This window comes from Evansella clarkii (assembly GCF_002019695.1).
In the GTDB taxonomy this organism is placed as follows: Bacteria; Bacillota; Bacilli; order Bacillales; family Salisediminibacteriaceae; genus Evansella; species Evansella clarkii.
On sequence record NZ_KV917376.1, the window covers coordinates 2,348,670 to 2,366,079 of the forward strand.

The 17,410-nt window shown below is 42.1% G+C and carries 15 protein-coding genes; 10 read left to right on the forward strand and 5 right to left on the reverse strand.

The features are described from left to right. The first annotated feature begins 55 nt into the window (after window positions 1-55). From BK582_RS10665 to BK582_RS10675, 3 genes are all read left to right on the forward strand, one after another. Window positions 56-466: a hypothetical protein gene (locus tag BK582_RS10665; protein ID WP_078592562.1), complete on the forward strand. Its 411-nt coding sequence runs from the start codon at window positions 56-58 to the stop codon at window positions 464-466. Between the two features lie 523 nt (window positions 467-989). Beyond that, complete coding sequence (locus BK582_RS10670; protein ID WP_078592561.1) at window positions 990-1,229, forward strand: hypothetical protein; 240 nt, start codon at window positions 990-992, stop codon at window positions 1,227-1,229. Between the two features lie 261 nt (window positions 1,230-1,490). After that, window positions 1,491-2,714 (forward strand): IS110 family RNA-guided transposase, encoded by a 1,224-nt coding sequence (locus BK582_RS10675; protein WP_078593298.1) that lies wholly within the window; start codon window positions 1,491-1,493, stop codon window positions 2,712-2,714. A gap of 281 nt (window positions 2,715-2,995) precedes the next feature. Here BK582_RS10675 and BK582_RS10680 read toward each other — a convergent pair whose 3' ends face one another. The 3 genes from BK582_RS10680 to BK582_RS10690 form a co-directional block, all read right to left on the reverse strand. Beyond that, window positions 2,996-4,345 (reverse strand): IS1182 family transposase, encoded by a 1,350-nt coding sequence (locus BK582_RS10680; protein WP_078595020.1) that lies wholly within the window; start codon window positions 4,343-4,345, stop codon window positions 2,996-2,998. 323 nt (window positions 4,346-4,668) lie between these two features. Next, window positions 4,669-5,271, reverse strand: a complete 603-nt coding sequence (gene rpsD / locus BK582_RS10685; RefSeq protein ID WP_078595021.1) for a 30S ribosomal protein S4 — start codon at window positions 5,269-5,271, stop codon at window positions 4,669-4,671. 1,001 nt (window positions 5,272-6,272) lie between these two features. Beyond that, window positions 6,273-6,752, reverse strand: coding sequence for a GAF domain-containing protein (locus BK582_RS10690; RefSeq protein ID WP_078595022.1), 480 nt, complete (start codon window positions 6,750-6,752; stop codon window positions 6,273-6,275). Window positions 6,753-6,917: 165 nt separating this feature from the next. On the opposite strand from BK582_RS10690, the gene refZ reads away from it, so the two are divergent. Beyond that, window positions 6,918-7,541, forward strand: coding sequence for a forespore capture DNA-binding protein RefZ (refZ, locus tag BK582_RS10695; RefSeq protein ID WP_078595023.1), 624 nt, complete (start codon window positions 6,918-6,920; stop codon window positions 7,539-7,541). A 6-nt stretch (window positions 7,542-7,547) separates the two neighbouring features. On the opposite strand, the gene hisJ is transcribed toward refZ, so the two are convergent. Then, window positions 7,548-8,369: a histidinol-phosphatase HisJ gene (gene hisJ, locus BK582_RS10700; protein WP_078595024.1), complete on the reverse strand. Its 822-nt coding sequence runs from the start codon at window positions 8,367-8,369 to the stop codon at window positions 7,548-7,550. A gap of 268 nt (window positions 8,370-8,637) precedes the next feature. On the opposite strand from hisJ, the gene ezrA reads away from it, so the two are divergent. Together ezrA and BK582_RS10710 are read left to right on the forward strand one after the other, a co-directional pair. Beyond that, on the forward strand, window positions 8,638-10,338 hold the full coding sequence (gene ezrA, locus BK582_RS10705; RefSeq protein WP_078595025.1) for a septation ring formation regulator EzrA: 1,701 nt from the start codon (window positions 8,638-8,640) through the stop codon (window positions 10,336-10,338). A 21-nt stretch (window positions 10,339-10,359) separates the two neighbouring features. Next, the gene (locus tag BK582_RS10710; protein WP_078595026.1) at window positions 10,360-10,764 is read left to right on the forward strand and encodes a hypothetical protein; all 405 of its coding nucleotides are present in this window, start codon (window positions 10,360-10,362) and stop codon (window positions 10,762-10,764) included. A gap of 268 nt (window positions 10,765-11,032) precedes the next feature. Here BK582_RS10710 and brnQ read toward each other — a convergent pair whose 3' ends face one another. Next, window positions 11,033-12,337, reverse strand: a complete 1,305-nt coding sequence (gene brnQ / locus BK582_RS10720; protein ID WP_078595028.1) for a branched-chain amino acid transport system II carrier protein — start codon at window positions 12,335-12,337, stop codon at window positions 11,033-11,035. A 357-nt stretch (window positions 12,338-12,694) separates the two neighbouring features. Here brnQ and BK582_RS10725 point away from each other — a divergent pair, with 357 nt between their 5' ends. The 4 genes from BK582_RS10725 to BK582_RS10740 all read left to right on the forward strand — a co-directional run bounded on the left by BK582_RS10725 (window position 12,695) and on the right by BK582_RS10740 (window position 17,377). After that, complete coding sequence (locus BK582_RS10725) at window positions 12,695-13,840, forward strand: cysteine desulfurase family protein (protein WP_078595029.1); 1,146 nt, start codon at window positions 12,695-12,697, stop codon at window positions 13,838-13,840. Continuing rightward, window positions 13,837-15,045, forward strand: a complete 1,209-nt coding sequence (gene thiI, locus BK582_RS10730; RefSeq protein ID WP_078595030.1) for a tRNA uracil 4-sulfurtransferase ThiI — start codon at window positions 13,837-13,839, stop codon at window positions 15,043-15,045. Before BK582_RS10725 ends, thiI begins: the two co-directional genes overlap by 4 nt. A 159-nt stretch (window positions 15,046-15,204) precedes the next feature. Beyond that, window positions 15,205-15,405, forward strand: a complete 201-nt coding sequence (locus BK582_RS10735; RefSeq protein WP_078595031.1) for an alpha/beta-type small acid-soluble spore protein — start codon at window positions 15,205-15,207, stop codon at window positions 15,403-15,405. 349 nt (window positions 15,406-15,754) lie between these two features. Continuing rightward, window positions 15,755-17,377: an amidohydrolase gene (locus BK582_RS10740; protein WP_078595032.1), complete on the forward strand. Its 1,623-nt coding sequence runs from the start codon at window positions 15,755-15,757 to the stop codon at window positions 17,375-17,377. Window positions 17,378-17,410 lie beyond the last annotated feature (33 nt).

The following is a 17,410-nucleotide window of genomic DNA, read 5'->3' on the forward strand; positions in this document are numbered from 1 at the left end:
ATGGTAAAATATATAGAGACAGTTTCTTATTTAATTTTTCCAGGAGGATTATGCGATGAAAAAAAGTAGTTTCGTTATTTTGCCGTTAATTATTGGTGCATTCCTCTTGTATTTGTTCTATGGCGACGATTACCAGGTAGTGGAGGAAACGGATGCAGCTGAACACCTGACTGTTGACAGATATACAGCTGAGCTGCAAAATTCTCCGGAAATTCAGGGTTATAAACGTTTTACAGATGAAGAAGAGAAAACGATAGTAGTCCTTTCGCTCGGCAGTGATAACCAGGGAAAAGGAATCGATGTAGCCGGGGTTGTCAATGACGAAGAAGGTACTGTCATCACTGTAGAGTTCACCGAAGAGGAAACGGGAAAGGACAATCCATATATAATAATCAGTCTCGATAGTGTCACGGATCCCCTCTTCGTTCAGACAGAAGGCGGACTATTTTTCGAGGAAATTGAGTAAATAAAGTGAAGCACCAGACTCTTCTTTTTGGGAGGGGCGGTGCTTGTTTTATAGTTTAGTGTTATATCTAGGCTAGGCTGGATGTTGTTTGCTGGACAAATTTTTGTTGAAAAGGTTGGATTTGTCCAGATTAGAAGATTTGCTGGACAAATCAGGACGTAGAAAGCGGAATTTGTCCAGAAAAAACAGTTTGCGGGACAAATATCAATAAAACAGCTAAAATTTGTCCAGAGTAAGTAGTAATATTTTGAATAAATTACTTTCATTAACTATTTTATGGACAAATTTTCGTTGAAAAGGTTGGATTTGTCCAGATTAGAAGATTTGCTGGACAAATCAGGACGTAGAAAGCGGAATTTGTCCAGAGAAAACAGTTTGCTGGACAAATTTGCTTAAACTTGTGACAATTTGTCCAGCAACAAAGTTGTAATTGTGTTTAAATAGTATAAGTGTGAAATTCCTGAATATTTGTGCCCTCAGGGTTTTACCAAAGTAGAATATTAAAGTGTAAGGGGTCTTTCCGATGAAGAAATTTTTATTGTTTATTTCACTATTTTTAATATTACTGATGGGTCTGCAGATAGTCTCCGGCATTTTGTTAACTCTGCAGTATACTCCGGACATAGCAGGGAGTTACGAGGGTGGAGCAGCAGGTGAGATGATGCTGGGCAACAGAAACCTCATTACAATACTTATACCAATAGCTGCCGCTTCGATTGCTTATATCCTTGCAGGGAAAATAGGCGCGGAAAAAGCAGCCTGACTAAAAAGTATAAAAAACATACTAACATTAGTAGCACAGACCAAGGCCATGGTCTGTGCTACTATTTTTTTATAGTAGAAGTGAAGAAAGGCCGAACAGCCTCTGGGACCAAGATAAGAGTCCGTATCAAAAAACCGGCCAACTTCACACCCTTGTTTGAATCAGTTTAGTATGTTGGGTCCAAGAGATCGTGTATAAGAAAATGGAATCAATAAGGCGCTGTGAAGACTTCTATGATTGGCTAAAAAGGAGAAGGTTCGTTTGAAGCATGTCATCGCACTTGATGTCAGTAAAGGAAAAAGTACTTTTGCTATTTATGACCGGTATAAACAATGTGAATTGGAAGGGGAATTAACTCATACTCGGATTGATTTTGAACGGCTTCATCACAGAATTGAAGAAATGACGGTTTTGGATAAACAAGCCCCCGAAATTGTGTTTGAAGCAACAGGTATTTACTCAAAACCACTGGAAAAGTTCCTGGCGACTAAAGGCCATACATACTGCCGTATGAATCCATTGGAAGCGAATTTACAAATGGCTAAGATGCGTCGTCATAAAACAGATATTAGCGATGCCCACGAGCTTGCGAAAACACACTTTAGTATGGCTCGCGAAGCGACATACCAACAAGATGACTACTTTGAACAAATGCGGGCGATTACACGTTACTATGATGAAATTGATGAAGAGATGATCCTCTTACGCAGTAGAATGCATGCGATTTTACATCTATCATTTCCGGAATTGGAACAGCTCATTACACCAAGTTCCGCGTTATTTTTAAATCTCGTACAGCTCTATCCCCATTCGGCACAATTACGAGCACTTTCAAAAACGATTATTAAAAACCGTTTGAAAGAGAACACCCGAAAGAATTTATCTTTAAAACGCGCAGAGGAGAAAGCCATTGTATTATTGAAAGCTGCCGAAAATTCGTATCCAGCTATTGATCCGTCGGACATTCGTTGTGATCAAGCAAGGGATTATGCTCGACGTATTGCGGATTTGATGGAGAAAAAGGTTCAGCTCGTCAAACAAATGGTAACTATCTCAGAAGGGAGAAAAGAATATAAGGTCTTGCGTTCATTTCCAGGAATCGGAGATTCAACAGCGTGTCGACTGATTGGCGAACTAGGGGATATCCGCCGTTTTAAAAACGCCAAACAGTTAAACGCTTACGCGGGCATTGATATCATGCGCTATCAATCCGGTAATATGCAATATCGTGATCGAATAAATAAAAGAGGTAATAAGAAGCTGCGGAAAATTTTATTTTTTATGATTTGTTCAATGCTTATGGCAAAAGGAAAACCTAATCACTTCGTGGACTATTATTACAAATTAAAAAAGCAACCTCAGAGTAAGCCTCATAAGGTCGCTGTTGTGGCGTGTATGAATAAGTTCCTGAAAGTGACGTTTCAACTTATCACACACGGCATATTGTACGATTATGAGTCCGCACTACCAGCTCAAAGATCGTAACGAAGTTTGATTCAACTATAGCACATTGACCTTTCGAAAAACAGGAAAGCGTAAGGTCTTTTTGTGATACAAAAACTTGGGTGTAGGAGGAAGGGGTCCCCCTTCCTCCTACACTCAAAAATGAAATGTAAAAGAAATTAACAAAAATGCGTTGACTAAAGGTAAGAAAGAGGCTGTCCTTTAAAGATCGCAATTTAGCGACCTTTTGGGACAGCCTCTTTTTATAAAAATGATTTAATAAAGACAGGTTCTTAGTGGGTTAAAGGAGATCGCAAACCATCTTACCCCCTCGTAAGGTGGTTTGCGATCTTCTTTATGTTCTGTGCGATGGCTGTCATCAGTGCTTGTTCACTGGCGCCCTTCACACTTCTCAACCGGCAGTAGCGAAGCCCGTGGAGTTGTTTCGCATCCGCAAAGCTTCGCTCAATCGTTTCTTTTCTCTTTTTATAAAGTAGTTTCCCTTCGGGAGACAGCCGGTTTTCCCTGACCTTCTCTTTACTTTCTTCCCATACATGCCTCGTCATCACCTTTTTATGATTTCTGGAAGACGTACATTGAGAGAGGAAAGGACAAACCCTGCAATTACTCGGATCTGAATGGTACTGCCTGTAACCTTCCCGGTTCGTTGTAGAGTAGGTCAACGTGCTTCCGTTGGGACAAGTATAGCTGTCTGTCTTTTTATCATAGGTAAACTTCCATTTTGGAAATAAGCCTTTCTTGGGAGTAAAGCGCCGATGGGCGATGACGCCCATAATGTTTCGCTTCTCCAGCCCATGGCAAATAGGGACGGTTAAGTAACCTGCATCCAGTCCAACAGCTTCTACTTCAAAACCAAAACGCTCTCGCTGGCGGTCCAAACGAGACAAATAAGGACGGGAATCATGGACGTTTCCGGGAGTGACATAGACATCTGTAATAATGTTATATTTCATATCTGTCGTGCGATGATCCAGATAAAAGAAGCCTTCTGGTTTCCCTTCCCGGTACATATATCCGCTATCTTTATCGGTTGTACTAACCTTGACTTCCTTTTCTTCCACCTCCTTCTCTTTTTTTCTTAAGGGCTTTTTTCCATGGGCTTTGCGATCCTCCTCAACGGCTTTATCAAGCTCTTCTATATATTCCTGCGTTTCTACCTGTACTTTTTCCTTAACGAACTTATGCTTATTAGCATTTGCCTTTAAATGAGTGGAATCTGTAAAAAGAACTCTTCCTCCTACCATCCCGTTTTCAGCCGCAAGCAGGACAATGTCATCAAAAATATCCTGAAAGACGGTAGTATCGTTAAAACGTTTATGGCGATTAAAGCTAATCGTGGAATGGTGGGGAACTTTATCTGTTAAATTTAATCCAAGAAACCATCGATAAGCTACATTGGTTTGAATCTCTTTTTCCAGCTGCCGCTCTGACCGGATCCCAAAGAAGTAACCAACAAGCATCATCTTAAAAAGCATTACCGGATCAATTGGCGGCCTGCCATTATCTTCACAGTAAAAAGGCTTCACTCTGTCATAAATGAAGTTAAAATCGATCTTTTCGTCTATTTTTCGAACAATATGGTCTTCCGGCACGAGCTGATCAATAGAAACCATTTCAAGTTCAACTTGTTTTTCCCTTATTGGACGTAACATTCTTTTCACCTCGGATAAGGAAATTTTGAATCAAAACTTTATGTATATCTTGCAATCGAAGAAGAGAAAGACGGCGACTCCTGCGGGAAAAGCAATAGCTGAAGATCCCCTCCGGAGCGCTTTTCAGCTCCGGAGGTAGCTGAAGCATTGCCCGCGGAAAGCGTCCGTCTGTAGCGAATGAGATTGTACAAATTTTAAGAACCCTATCTTTATTATACTATTTTTATCTGAATAATTGGATAATTAATCAAAAAAACAGGCTGTTGAGAAGACTTTCTCAACAGCCTGAGCACAGCCATTGGCTGTGCTTTTTCTCAAAGCTATTAACGGGAGTAGAACTCAACGATAAGAGCTTCTGTAATTTCAGCTGGAAGTTCAGAACGCTCAGGGAAGCGAACATATTTACCTTCTAAGCTGTCAACATCGAACTCAAGGTATGCTGGTACGAAGTCGTTAACTTCAAGTGCATCCTTAACGATGTCAAGGTTACGTGATTTTTCACGTACAGAGATTGTCTGACCAGGTTGTACACGGTAAGATGGAATATCTACGCGCTGACCATCTACAGTGATGTGACCGTGGTTAACAAGCTGACGAGCCTGACGGCGTGTACGTGCAAGACCTAAACGGTATACAAGGTTGTCAAGGCGGGACTCAAGAAGAATCATGAAGTTCTCACCGTGGATACCTTGCATTTTGCCAGCCTGGTCGAACAGGCTGCGGAATTGACGCTCATTCATGCCGTACATGTGACGAAGCTTCTGCTTCTCCTGAAGCTGAAGTCCGTACTCAGAAAGTTTTTTACGTTGGTTGGGACCGTGTTCACCAGGTCCGTAAGGGCGCTTTTGGAGCTCTTTTCCAGTTCCGCTTAAAGAAATTCCTAAACGGCGGGAGAGCTTCCAGCTTGGTCCAGTATATCGAGCCATAATATAGCTCCTCCTTTATATTTCAGTTTTAGTGAAATAAATAACAGTGGCAATCCCACTCACAAGGACATTTTATCTTCATGCACCCTCGCCTCGACAGCTAGAGGTTACGCGATGCACCTCGTTTTATAGCAGAGGCGTCCCTCTGCGGCGCATCAATGCGCCAGCACAGCTTACGTGCTATCAAACGGGAATAAAATGAACCACATGATGTTTACCGTGGCTGTCTTATTTGCACAAAGTATAGTGTATATTTTTTAGAGTCTGAAGTCAAGGGAAGGTTCTGTATTTTTTATACTGGGAACCTTTTCCGGTGTAGTGGGATGCTTTTTAAACGATTAGCCCGCTGGAGGGGAGGGAGCGTAAGTCTTGTTGTGGTTAGCGAGGTGGGGGACCATAAGTAAGGGATTGCGGTACTTGAGAAGGAAAAAAACGTTACTCAAGGGATGCAAGAGTTTCTTGCGGTACTTGAGCAGGAAGAACCGCGCTGCTCAGGGAGTGCAAGAGCGTCTTGCGGTACTTGAGAAGGGAGAACCACGCTGCTCATGGGATGCAAGAGCGTCTTGCGGTACTTGAGAAGGGAGAACCACGCTGCTCATGGGATGCAAGAGCGTCTTGCGTTACTTGAGAAGGGAGAACCAGGCTGCTCATGGGATGCAAGAGTGTCTTGCGGTACTTGAGAAGGGAGAACCAGGCTGCTCATGGGATGCAAGAGTGTCTTGCGTTACTTGAGAAGGGAGAACGACGCTGCTCATGGGATGCAAGAGCGTCTTGCGGCCCATCTTCTGGGTACTGACCCTATTTTTTGAAAAAAGAAAACGCTCGTTTCCTTCAGAAGTTTCCCTATTACTGTCACGGCATTTTATCACCGGAACATTGGGCTTGAGTTTTTCCCCCTGTACCAGGATTAAGCAGGTAGGGTAAAATATAAGGCAGGTGGATTTCATCCTTTCGATCAAAAATCGTGGAAGAAAACCACCTGCTAATATACGTGCAATAAATTATAACTTGTTTACTAATGTTTTAACAAAGAGCTCAAGTCCCTGCTGGTCTTCTTCCGTGAACCTGTTTTTCAGCGGACTGTCGATATCGAGTACTCCCAGCAATTCTCCATCTTTAACCATCGGTACGACGATTTCTGAATTTGAAGCAGCGTCACAAGCGATATGGCCAGGGAATGCATGGACATCTGCTACCCGCTGTGTTTTTCTTTCCGCAGCGGCTGTACCGCAAACTCCTTTACCACTGGCTATTCTTACGCATGCAGGAAGGCCCTGGAAAGGTCCTAATACCAGCTGGTCTTCTTTCCATATATAAAAGCCTACCCAGTTAGTATCGTTAAGGAACTGGTTTAACAGTGCAGAGGCATTACTTAAATTTGCTGTTAAGTCTGTTTCTCCTTCAAGCAATGCGTCAAGCTGACGGGAGAGGGATTCATATTGCTCCTTAAGGGAGCCGGAATATGCAGTAGTCTGAAACATGTGATAACCTCCTGGGATATTTTTCGAAAAGTATACCACAAACAAAAAGCTGTGTGTGATATTAGCTCTGAATCTGTCGATATTTTTATAAAGGAAACAACGGTAAAATCGAGAATTAAAGTAGTAACAGCATAGTTATCACAGGTATACAGGTGGTGTGAAAAGATGGCAAAAAAAGCTTCAAAAGAAAAAGTAATAAAAGCGGCGGTGGAGCTGTTTAATGTGCAAGGTTTTTCAGGCACTTCCGTCAGGGATATCGCACAAAAGGCGGAGTGTAATGTAGCGTTGATATCTTATTATTTCAGAAATAAACAAGGTCTCCTGGAACAGCTTATAACGGATTTTCTTGAAGGATATACTGCAGTAATTGAAGTGCAGGTCGATAAAGCATTAAGGGAAGAAGATAAAGCATACGACTGTCTTTTGCAGGCGATCTGGAATGTACTCGTATACCAGCAGAAAAGGCCCCACCTCGCCAGATTTGTTCACAGAGAGATTACACTTGACACGACGCTTGTCAGAGAGTTGATGAGCACATACCTGGCAAAGGAAAAACATCTCTTCAGCACCTTGCTGAAGAAGGGCTACAGTAATGAAGAAGTGTATGACCTTCCTGATGAATTTTTTGTTATACAGCTGAAGGGGATGCTGAACATGCCTTTTCTCCATCCGCAGTATATCAGGGAAGTCTATCATCTGATGCCTCATGACAGTAATTTTCTGGATAAGTATTTTTCACAGCTTGCACACTGGATTGGTGTCCATTTTAAAGAAAAAACAGTAAGCTGAGGGAAGCTAACTATTAAAGTTTTCAGAGAAAAATGGCAGCTTCCTCAGCTCTTGTATCCCCTGGCCCAGCTGTTGGGGATCATGGGCATCTGAACCGTAAACAAGACTGATCCCCTCTTTTTGGGCGGCTCTGATCCATTCTTCCGGCGGATAAAGTTCTCCGCAGTATGGCTTAATCAAGCCGGCCCCATTGATGTCAAGGGAATAACCTTGTTTCTTCAGAGCCTGTAATAAGGGTGTGAGATAGTTTTTATCATCAAAATGCCGTGGGAATAATTTTTGAAACTTCCTAACAAGTGTAATATGACCTATCCTCTTCGGCTTGTACGGTCCGAGGTCGGCTTCGACGGAACAAAGCAGCGTATCATAATATTTTTTATAAACAGCCTCGAGAGAAGAAAATTTCTCTGTCAGCAGTTTGAATGAATCAGGCGAATAGTCCAGGCAAATATAGCGGTTGTCCGGCAGTCTTAGAAAATGAACCGATAAAATTGCCTCATCCAGCTCTTTCCCCCAATTATCGAGAAACTCTTTTGTTTCTCCTTCAAATCCTTCAATAAAATCAACTTCAAGCCCAATATTAATTTCTATATCCCTTCGGTAACGTTCTTTTAATTGTCTTAAGTCTCTTATGTATGAAGGCAGGTCCCTGAGCTGCATTGCAGAGTCTTTTTCAGGTACAGGATCGGTAAAAGGTGCAGGAAGTGGGGCATGCTCTGTAAAAGTCATGCTTTTATATCCAAGGGAAATCGCTTTGTTTATGTATTTTTCAAAAGCGTCGCCAGAACCATGGGGACAGTATGGGGAATGTATGTGCCCGTCTCTCATTTAATAACACTCCTGTTTAAAGTTTTTAGTTGAAAACACAACAAAAAATGCGTAAAAAGTTATATGAAATTACCCTCCAGTTACATTACGATAAAAAATAAGAGAAATTGATCAAAAAAAGATAGATTTTGTAAGTAATTTCTTGTTTTTCTATGCTAAGATAAGATTATCTATTTATTATACTAACAATTCAAATTTTGTCGATGTATGAAATTTTATAAATAACCGGATCACGAAATAAAAAAACTAATAAAAGGAGAGGCCTTCAATGATATTTTACGTTATTTATGCATCCATAGTTGTCTTTCTGCTTGCAATCATTTACGGGGCATGGTCCAGAAAGGCGATCTATAAAGAAGTGGACAGGCTTGAAAACAGAAAAATACAGCTTATGAACGAGCCTGTGACCGAGGAACTTTCTAAGATTAAATCACTTAAAATGTCAGGGGAGACGGAGGAAAGGTTTGAGCAATGGCGCAAAGAATGGGATGAAATAGTCACAGTTCAGCTGCCTGATATAGAAGAAAAGCTGTTTGACATCGAAGAATCTGCAAATAGGTACAGATTTAATAAAGGAAGAAGGATTGCCCGCTTTGTTGATGAGGAGCTTAACAATCTGGATACACATTTGAAAGAAATGTTTGCAGATGTGGAGCAGCTCATCGACAGTGAGGAACAAAACCGGCAGGACATACATAGTGTCAAGGATTTGTACCAGGAGACGAAGAAAAAAATGTGGGCGCAGCGAGGGATACTTGGAGCTGCTGGCGCGAATGCTGAAAAACGAATTCAGGATCTCCAGGAGCTCTTTACATCTTTTGAGGAAGAGACGGATCAGGGGAACTACCTCCAGGCAAGGGAAATCCTGCTCCAATTAAAAGAAGAGATTGGTTTCATTAATGAGGCGATGGAAAAGGCGCCGGAATTCCTTGTTCTTCTTCAGAGAGAATTGCCCGCACAGCTGCAGGAACTGGAGAGAGGTTTCGAAGAGATGGAAAAGGAAGGGTATAACCTTGAACATTTCTCTGTTAAATGGCAGACGGAAGAGCTGAAAAAGCAGATCGGAACGCTGCTTCCGCTGGCTGAGGAGCTTAAACTCAATGAGGTGGCAGAGCCGGTTGATTCTATTCAGAAAAATATTAATGAAATATACGAGAAGCTTGAGTATGAAGCTCTGTCTAAGCAATACTCGGAAAAAGAACTGCCGGTACTGGAGCAGAAACTCGTGGCCATGTCGGAACAGTATGAAGCACTCATAAAAGAAATAGAAACACTGAAGCTTAGTTACAGGCTGACAGAAGAAGACGACGATAATCTTTTGAAAACAGAGAAGCAGTTCAAATCACTGGTGAACCAGTATACAGTAATCAAGGCGTCTGCTGAGGAAAAGAAACAATCATTTACCTCAATCAGAAAGCTGATTGAAGAGTTTAACGGAAAACTGGCTGAAGCGGAAAAGGATATGGCGGACAGAAAAGAACGCCTCAATCATCTGAGAAGTGATGAGCGGGATGCTGGAGAAACAATCAGGCAACTCAGGGAAACACTCCTGTCAGGACGTAAGAAACTAAACAAGAGCAATCTTCCTGGTGTACCATCTGAACTGCTGGGGGAACTTGAGGAAGCTGGAAAAGCTGTAGAAGAGGCAGCAAAGAAATTAAATGAACTTCCTCTTTCTATGGATGAAATCAGAATTAAAGTGGAAGAAGCAACGAAACATGTAGAAAGCTGTACAGAGTTGCTTAACAAGGTTATTGAAGAAGCCAGACTGGCAGAACAGGTTATCCAGTACGGCAACAGGTACAGAAACAAATACGACGAATTAAATATTAAACTTCTTCAGGCTGAAAGCTGTTTCAGGCAGTATCAGTATGAAGAAGCACTTACAACCGCACTTAAAGCAGTCGAAAAAGTTGAACCTAATGTACTTGAAAAAGTCTCTGCCAACAGAGAACTCCTGACAGTCTGATTAATAAAGGGGGAGAATTAGATGATAGCCCGATGGAGCTTGTTAATTGGAACGGCAGTCGCTTGTATTTCCGTCTGGTCCGTACTCATTTTCTCTTTTCTCCCGGACAGGGAAATTGAAACGGCGGATTTTGTTGGGGAGGGTCTGGACGTTCCTGTGGATGAAACAGGTGATCTGGAGTCTGACAAATCCCAGGTTTTTTCTGAACTGGAAACAGATAATTTTGAAGATCCGGGGCTTAAGGATCATACGGACAGGGAAACAGAAGACCGCTCCGGAGTGGACTCTCTGACAAACGAACAAATAACTGAAAACAGACAATTTGCTGTCAGAGGTATACATCCTGGCGATTTTAATGATATCGCACCAGATAAAATTATTTCTGTGGATGACCTTATTGAAAGAATCAGTAATGAATCCGATTAAGGAAAGAAAAAGCAGAAACGGAGAGAGCCGTTTCTGCTTTTTGTTTTTTCCTCTTATCAGAGGACCCGCATTTTTCAATCGTGTAATTATAATTTTAAAGAAGGGGACGATTACTTACCGGCTGCCGAGACAGCGTTTACATTTTAAGAAATGCAGTTACACCGGTGACTTTTGATTATATCGCCGTCAATTTCTTCTAAGCCCCTCCATTTGTTTGTTTTCGTGCCAAGTAACACAAGCATTACACTGTAAGTTACGTTGAGATTGTTCATATTTTACGCGTTAGAATGCCCCCAATTATACCTCCAATTACAGCCGGAATGAGCCAGGCGATTCCGTATGCTGAAAGAGGCAAAGCATCCATTAAAGGCTGAAACAAACCAGAGAAGAGAGCTGTGCCGCTCAAACCATCAGGAATACTGACGAGGGCCGCTCCTGCAACTGCTCCTTTAAAAACTCCGGAGGACTCATTGAACCTGTCTTTCGCTAACGACAGAATTATAAGCACTATAGCAACAGGGTACAGCATAATAAGCATAGGCAGAGAGAACTGGATAAGCTGAGTAAGCCCCATGTTAGCCATAAGAAGGCTGAACAATGTTATGGCTGCTGTAGTAACAGAATAATTCAAGGATGGAATAAGCTTGTTTAGAAATTCCCCGAACGCCGAAATTAACCCTACTGCAGTAGTTAAGCACGCTAAAGTGATTACTACAGACAGTAATATAATCCCACCTGTACCGAGAAGTTCATCGGCAACAGCAGTCAGGATGGCGCCGCCATTTTCCTGGTATCCAATTACGCTGACGCTGGATGCTCCAAGAAATGCAAGGGAGAAATAAACGAACATTAACCCTGTTCCGGCAATAAGCCCTGCCTGGATCGTCCGCTTTGTAAGTTCATCTTTTGACGTGATACCTCTTTCCTTCAGCCTTGAAATTATTACAATTCCAAAAACAAGAGCAGCTATAGCGTCCATCGTTAAATAACCTTCCTGAAAGCCTCGGAAAAAAGCGAATTCCTCGTATGCTTCAGCTGGAGAAGCCGGCTCTCCCATTGGACGGATCAGGCCTGTGCCAGCTAATACCGCAATGACGAAAAGAAGAACAGGCGTAATAACTTTTCCAATTCTCCCTACCAGTTTTGCGGGGTTCAGGCTTAGCCAGTAACTTATCCCAAAAAAGATGAACGTAAACAAAAATAAAGATACAGGGGAAGCTTCGCTCATATATGGGAGCACACCTGTTTCATAAGCAACAGAACCAGTACGGGGGATTCCGAATAAAGGGCCGATTGCTAAATAAACAGCCAGAGAAAAAACTATGGCAAATAACGGACTAACCCGTTTGGATATATGCTGAAGATCTCCTCCTGACTTTGCGATGGCTATAATAGCTAAAACAGGCAATCCTACTCCTGTAACTAAAAAACCAGCTGCTGCGGTCCATACTGCGCTTCCGGCTTCCTGCCCAAGAGCAGGGGGGAAAATTAAGTTTCCTGCACCAAGGAACAATGCGAACATCATTAGCCCGATTGCCAAGGTCTCTTTAACAGAAATAGTATTTTTATCCATAGTTGTTACCCTCCGGGTGTTATACAGGCCATGTCATGTTAAGGTCTATGTTGAGTTTGTAAAAGGGGACCAATTGAGGCGAGCCAAAATCAACATCAAAGTGTAACAGTGCCTATATAATTTAATATTTGACAATAACGTCGGAAAAACACAGACGATAAGAATTATATAATAAATTCAATAATTGTAAACAGTTAAAATTAAATAAAATCAATGCAATTATATATGCGATAATTTGTTTTTCCTTTGCACCCCGGTATGTTATGATTAATTGTTGCAGCCTGTCCCTCTTATTCGAGAGGATAATAATGGCTATAATCGACATATATAATATTGGAAGAAAAAGGAGAAAAAACGATGATTTACTTTGATAACAGTGCTACAACCCGCCCATACCCAGAAGTAACTGACACATATTTGAAAGTGTCTACAGAATATTTTGGCAACCCCTCCTCCCTCCATCCTTTAGGGAAGATATCTGAGCGCCTTCTAGTCCAGGCAAGGGAGCGGGCGGCAGAGTTATTGAAGGTAAACCCATCAGAAATTCTTTTTACTTCCGGGGGAACTGAAAGTAATAATCTCGCGATAAAAGGAACTGCCCATCAGTACCAGGGCAGGGGTAATCATTTAATTACCTCCAGTACAGAACATGCTTCATCATTGGAAGCATTTCAGCAGCTGGAGAAAGAGGGCTTCAGAGTATCATACCTTGACCCTGATAATAATGGGATAATTACTGCTGAACAGGTAAAAGAAGAACTTACAGACGAAACTATTCTCGTCTCTCTTATACATGTCCATAATGAAACAGGAAGTATACAGCCTGTTCAGGAAATTGGCGAAGTGCTCTCTCATCACCCAAAAGTATTGTTTCATGTTGATCATGTACAGGGAGCGGCAAAAGTGCCCCTGGACTTCAGAACTGCAAAGGTGGATTTATGTACATTATCCGCTCATAAATTTCATGGCATGAAAGGTAGCGGAATATTATATGTGAGAAACGGTGTCAGGCTCCATTCTCTTCTGTCCGGCGGCAGCCAGGAGAGAGGAATCAGAGCAGGTACTGAGAATGTTGCCGGTGTTACCGCTATGATAAAAGCTCTGAGAATGAGTATGGGGAAATCTGAAACTTTCCTCCCTCAAATCAGAAAAATAAATCGCTGGATTGAACAGGAATGCAGTAATATTCCAGGTGTGGTTATAAACTCACCAGAGGAGCGGGCACCGCATATTCTCAATATTTCTGTACCTGGCATAAAACCGGAAGTAATGGTTCAGGCCCTTGCGGAAAAAGATATTTATGTCTCAACAAAGTCTGCCTGCTCCAGCCGGGAGACGGAACCGAGCAGGACATTGATCGCAATGGGCTACGATAAGGAGACAGCATCAAGTGCTTTAAGGATTTCTTTAACATACGAAAATACATTTGAAGAAGCGGAGAGGTTTATTGCTGAATTCAGTGATATTGTTGCTTCTCTGAAAAAGGTGGTAAACAAACAATGAATTACAATCATATCTTAATACGGTATGCAGAACTGGCTCTGAAAGGAAAGAACAGAAAAGAATTTGAAAAAAAACTTCAGGACAATCTTAAAAGAGCTCTGAAGAAATTCCCGGAAACAAAAGTGATAAGATCATTTGGAAGAATGTTTATCGAACTGAATGGCGCAGATGAGGAAGCAGTTTCCAGCCGTCTGAAAGATATATTTGGCATACATTCCTTCAGTCCGGCGTTAAAACTGGAACTTGACCAGGAACGTATTGATGAAGGTGCATTATGGGCAATAAAAGATGCACTCCCTGAAGAAAGAGGGACTTTTAAAGTATCTGTAAAAAGGGCGAATAAAACTTTTCCGAAAAGATCCCAGGAACTGAATTACCATATCGGCTCTCATATTTTGAGAAATACGAAAGAGCTGACAGTTGATGTGCATAACCCGGATGTGGAAGTTAAAGTAGAGATCAGGGATGAAGCCTGCTACATTATGTGCAAAACAAGAAAAGGGGCAGGCGGCCTTCCTGTTGGTACAGCCGGGAAAGTAATGCTTATGCTTTCCGGGGGTATTGACAGTCCTGTTGCAGGATATCTTGCTTTAAAAAGAGGGGTGGAGCTCGAAGCTATCCATTTCCACAGCCCTCCGTTCACAAATGAACGGGCGAGACAGAAAGTGGAAGATTTAGCCCGTGTGCTTACAAGATTCGGGGGCAGGATCAAACTGCACATCGTCCCTTTTACTGCAGCCCAGCAGGAGATTCATAAGAAAGTGCCAGATAACTATGAAATGACAATTATGCGCCGGTTCATGCTGCGGATTGCAGAAGCGGCAGCTGAAAAAAATGGAGCTCTCGCTCTTGTTAACGGGGAAAGCCTCGGCCAGGTTGCCAGCCAGACGCTCCACAGCATGCATACAATAAATGAAGTTACTAATTTGCCGATACTCAGGCCGCTGGTAACAATGGACAAACTGGAGGTCATTGAGATCGCCAGAAATATTGGCACTTACGAATTATCGATCCTGCCTTATGAAGATTGCTGTACTATTTTCCTGCCGCCTCAGACAAAAACACGGCCATCCATTAGAAAAGCGGCAGCTTATGAGCAGGCGATTGATGTAGATAAGTATGTAAGTGAAGCAGTGGAAGGAATTGAAACAGTAATTATCAAACACGATACTAATATAGAAAAAGAGTTTGAGGATCTTTTTTAACAACTAATCCGATTTATAGTGAATCCAAATCTTTAGCTTAAATACTGAAACTGGGAAATCGGTAATTTAATTTCCAAAAATTGGTCCTGTAACCATCTTTTTAACTGAATTTTTCCCTTTAACTTTGTACAATCTATGATTACAAGGGAGGTGAAAAAGATGGCGAACAACAACAGTTCTAACCAATTATTAGTCCCTGGTGTACAACAAGCTTTAGATCAAATGAAATATGAGATTGCTCAGGAGTTTGGCGTACAGCTAGGTGCTGACACAACATCCCGGGCTAACGGATCAGTAGGTGGAGAGATTACTAAACGTTTAGTTTCAATGGCTCAGCAGCAAATGAGTGGAAACCGTTAATAAAATAAGTGGAACAAAGAAAGCATCTTCCGGTTTCGGGGGATGCTTTTTAAGAGCTTCTAACTTCCTTATAAAAATGGTTCTGTTGAAGGCTGATGTTGACTGTGCGTGTAATGTTGATTATCGCGAAAGGTACGAGCGAGACTGTCTCTTCCTCTGCCAGTTAAGCTCTGCAGAGTATACGTCGAGACGAAGCACATGCTCTTTCCTGCAGGAATAGCATTAGCTGCGAGTGAAATATCATATGATTAAATAAATCTTTGTTTTTTATTAAAATCTGATTGTGTGATACTCTTAATATGGAAAATATCAGCAGTTAAAAGAGAATAAATGGCAGGAGGGGCAGGCTGTGGGAACACTGTGGTACGGTGGTAAAGTGAGAACAATGGAGAATGAGCATGATAGTAAGGAAGCGGTTTTTGTAAAAGATGGAATCATTCGGGGGACAGGGACAAAAGAACAATTGCTATCCGAATTCAAGGAAGAAATTACGAGGATGGAAAATATGGAAGGGGCAGTTATGTACCCTGGTTTTACTGACAGTCATCTACATATGGTCGGGCACGGGGAGAAACTCCTGAAACTCGATCTCTCCGAAATAGACAGTATAGAAATACTCAAAAACACCTTGTTTGAAGCCGCTGCCAAACTTCCGCCGGGGGAGTGGCTCATTGGAGAAGGGTTTAATGAAAATTTATATGCAGAGGCAAAAGTGCCGGACAGACATATTCTGGATGAAGTAACGACAGAACACCCGATTATTTTATCCCGAGTTTGCCGCCATGCTCTCGTTACAAATTCATACGGCCTAAAGCTTGCGGGAATAACGAGGGAAACTCCGGAACCATCAGGCGGGATAATCGTTAAGGATAATACAGGAGCGCCTACTGGATATTTGCTGGACCAGGCACAGGATTTAATCCGGGAAGCGGCTCCGGCTATAAGCTTAAATTATGTTAAAAAGGCTCTGGGAACATCGATAGATGACTTGTTAAGCAAGGGTTTTGTTGGAGGGCATACAGAAGACCTGAATTATTACGGAGATCCTTCAGGCACACTGGCGGCTTTCTATGAAAAAATTGATGGGAAGAAAGTGAAGTTTCGTGCTAATCTTCTTATACACCATGAAGTTGCAGAACAAATACTGTCTGAAATAAGTGCCAGCACAGAACAAAATAATTTTGTGGAACCAGGTTCCGTAAAGATTTTTGCAGATGGTGCTCTTGGGGGGAGAACTGCTCTCCTCAGCGAACCTTATGCAGATGATGAAACAACAAAGGGAGTGGCCATTTATTCCCGGGAGGAACTGCAGGACATTGTAAAAAAAGCCAGGAAGTTAAATATGCCGATTGCTGTACATACAATAGGGGACGCCGCACTTGAGCTTGCAATTGACATTATTGAAAAATACCCGCCATTATTAAAGGGTCAGCGTGACAGGCTTATTCACATTCAGGTTGCAAGAGAAGACTTAATTCACAGGATGAAAAAGCTTCCTGTTATTCTGGATCTCCAGCCAAGATTTGTTGCTTCTGATTTTCCATGGGTGATAGACAGGCTCGGCAAAGAAAGAATGAAGTATTCTTTCGCCTGGAAGACCTTGCTTGATGCAGGATTAATCTGTGCCGGTGGTTCTGATGCTCCGATAGAGCCGGTGGATCCCTTGTTGGGCATTCATGCTGCTGTCACAAGAAGGAAGCCGGAAGAAAAACACGAAGGTTACTATCCTGAGCAGAAGCTCACGTTATATGAGGCTCTGCGTTTATATACGTACGGCAGCGCTCAGGCAGCAGGTAAAGAAAAGAAGCAGGGGCTTATCAGAAGTGGCTATACTGCTGATTTTACCATTTTAAGCGAAGATCTTTTTGAGCTGGATCCGGATGAATGGCTCAAGGTGAAAGTTGAAAAAACTGTGGTGGATGACACGGTAATGTATGACAGGAAAACAGGTACGGTAACCATGCAGAATTAAAACGAAAGAGGCAGGGACGAAAAATCTTCTGCC

Coding starts and splice junctions, on each gene's coding strand:
- thiI (WP_078595030.1), top strand. CDS start 13,837: ATGAATTACAATCATATCTTAATACGGTATGCAGAACTGGCTCTGAAA.
- ezrA (WP_078595025.1), top strand. CDS start 8,638: ATGATATTTTACGTTATTTATGCATCCATAGTTGTCTTTCTGCTTGCA.
- hisJ (WP_078595024.1), bottom strand. CDS start 8,369: ATGAGAGACGGGCACATACATTCCCCATACTGTCCCCATGGTTCTGGC.
- BK582_RS10665 (WP_078592562.1), top strand. CDS start 56: ATGAAAAAAAGTAGTTTCGTTATTTTGCCGTTAATTATTGGTGCATTC.
- BK582_RS10735 (WP_078595031.1), top strand. CDS start 15,205: ATGGCGAACAACAACAGTTCTAACCAATTATTAGTCCCTGGTGTACAA.
- BK582_RS10690 (WP_078595022.1), bottom strand. CDS start 6,752: ATGTTTCAGACTACTGCATATTCCGGCTCCCTTAAGGAGCAATATGAA.
- BK582_RS10710 (WP_078595026.1), top strand. CDS start 10,360: ATGATAGCCCGATGGAGCTTGTTAATTGGAACGGCAGTCGCTTGTATT.
- refZ (WP_078595023.1), top strand. CDS start 6,918: ATGGCAAAAAAAGCTTCAAAAGAAAAAGTAATAAAAGCGGCGGTGGAG.
- rpsD (WP_078595021.1), bottom strand. CDS start 5,271: ATGGCTCGATATACTGGACCAAGCTGGAAGCTCTCCCGCCGTTTAGGA.
- BK582_RS10670 (WP_078592561.1), top strand. CDS start 990: ATGAAGAAATTTTTATTGTTTATTTCACTATTTTTAATATTACTGATG.
- BK582_RS10680 (WP_078595020.1), bottom strand. CDS start 4,345: ATGTTACGTCCAATAAGGGAAAAACAAGTTGAACTTGAAATGGTTTCT.
- brnQ (WP_078595028.1), bottom strand. CDS start 12,337: ATGGATAAAAATACTATTTCTGTTAAAGAGACCTTGGCAATCGGGCTA.
- BK582_RS10725 (WP_078595029.1), top strand. CDS start 12,695: ATGATTTACTTTGATAACAGTGCTACAACCCGCCCATACCCAGAAGTA.